The 757-nt window shown below is 34.1% G+C and carries 1 protein-coding gene and 1 pseudogene; both read left to right on the top strand.

Going from position 1 to position 757, the window contains the following annotated elements; all coding sequences use genetic code 11:
• A pseudogene (locus IDG60_RS17905) lies at positions 1-185 on the top strand (nickel transporter permease); the annotation flags it as partial.
• Positions 172-757, top strand: a 586-nt coding sequence (locus IDG60_RS17900; protein WP_206161017.1) for an ATP-binding cassette domain-containing protein, incomplete at its 3' end; no start/stop codon positions are given. The pseudogene IDG60_RS17905 and the gene IDG60_RS17900, both read left to right, overlap by 14 nt.

Here is a 757-nt window from a genome sequence, read left to right as displayed (position 1 = left end):
AACCGCCAACACCAGAGTGGGGCGCTATGTTGCAACAAGGTCGTGATTTTATTTCGTCTCATCCAATTATGTTGATTGCACCTGCTTCAGTCATTGCTATAACTATTTTAATTTTTAATTTAACCGGAGATGCGCTAAGAGATAGATTGCTAAAACAACGAGGTGAATATGATGAGTCTCATTGATATACAAAATTTAACAATAAAGAATACTTGTGAGAAATATCTTATTAAAGGGATTGATTTGAAAATTTTTAGTCAACAGATTAATGCCTTGATTGGAGAGAGCGGCGCTGGGAAAAGTTTGATTGCTAAAGCCTTACTTGAATATTTACCATTTGATTTAAGCTGCACGTATGATTCGTACCAATTTGATGGAGAAAATATTAGTAGATTGAGTCAATATTATGGTCATACAATTGGTTATATTTCTCAAAATTATGCAGAAAGTTTTAACGACCATACTAAATTAGGTAAACAGTTAACTGCGATTTATCGTAAGCATTATAAAAGTAGTAAAGAAGAGGCTTTGTCAAAAATTGACAAGGCTTTGTCGTGGGTTAATTTACAAAGCAAAGATATATTAAATAAATATAGTTTCCAACTTTCTGGGGGCCAACTTGAACGCGTTTACATAGCAAGCGTTCTCATGTTGGAGCCTAAATTAATCATTGCAGACGAACCAGTTGCATCATTGGATGCTTTGAACGGTAATCAAGTGATGGATTTATTACAGCATATTGTATTAGAACATGGTC

This window comes from Staphylococcus sp. EG-SA-2 (assembly GCF_017152085.1).
Note: the sequence above shows the minus strand (reverse complement) of the source record. Positions and strands in the feature narration are given on the sequence as shown.